General features: G+C 47.1%; 2 protein-coding genes and 1 pseudogene. 2 read left to right on the top strand and 1 reads right to left on the bottom strand.

Going from position 1 to position 835, the window contains the following annotated elements; translation table 11 throughout:
* Positions 1 to 220 (top strand): ACT domain-containing protein (locus tag A3766_RS24360; protein WP_156509104.1); only part of this gene is annotated, 220 nt, incomplete at its 5' end.
* A 24-nt stretch (positions 221 to 244) separates the two neighbouring features.
* Entirely contained in the window at positions 245 to 640 is a 396-nt protein-coding gene (locus A3766_RS24355; protein ID WP_068508651.1) for a RidA family protein, read from the top strand.
* Here the strand turns inward: A3766_RS24355 and A3766_RS31525 are convergent.
* A pseudogene (locus A3766_RS31525) lies at positions 637 to 835 on the bottom strand (SDR family NAD(P)-dependent oxidoreductase); the annotation flags it as partial. The gene A3766_RS24355 and the pseudogene A3766_RS31525 overlap by 4 nt on opposite strands.

Here is an 835-nt window from a genome sequence, read left to right as displayed (position 1 = left end):
AGAGCTTGAACGCCAACGCGGCATTATTGCCGAGCTAGCCGCAGCGATAACGCACGCCGAAGGTAATATCGAACGAATCGGCGTGACGGAACAAAACGCCAAACTAAGTGTTGTTAGTGTTGTGCTACATGTTCAGGGTCGACGACACCTGGCTCGAGTTATGCGCCGAATTCGCTCAATCAAAGCCGTTCTAAGGCTTACCAGAGTCATATCAAAATAAAGTGATTAGCTTCCAGGAGGAAATATGAGTAACAAGTCCATTATTCAAACAGCAGATGCACCGGAAGCAATCGGAACCTATTCCCAGGCAGTAAAAGTCGGCGAGACCGTTTTTTTATCTGGCCAGATCCCGCTGGACCCAAGTACGATGAGCCTGGTAGAAGGCGATATCAGCACGCAAATCACGCGAGTATTTGATAACCTTACCGCTGTATGCAATGCCGCAGGCGGTACACTTCAAGACATAGTTAAACTCAATATTTTCCTGACAGACCTAGGACACTTCGCCACCGTGAATGAAATCATGGCCAAGTATTTTGAAGCGCCTTATCCCGCAAGAGCCGCCATTGGCGTCGCATCACTACCTAAAGATGCTCAGGTTGAAATGGATGGCATAATGGTGATGAATTCATCTATTTAGGTTTGTCTTAACATCGCCTGATAACCTTCTCGGAAAGTCGGATAGTGAAGTTGATAAGCACTATCCAACATTCGCCTATTGGAACACTGCTTATTTCCGCTTCGCCGTTTTGCCTGCTCGGAAGGTTGGGTATTGATGGTCAGCCCCAAGTGCTCTGCTAGCCAGATAATCACTTCATTAAGATCTACTGGTTCA

The organism is Oleiphilus sp. HI0132, from assembly GCF_001635845.1.
The sequence above is the reverse complement of the archived record's forward strand: the minus strand, read 5'-3'. Positions and strand labels throughout refer to the sequence as shown.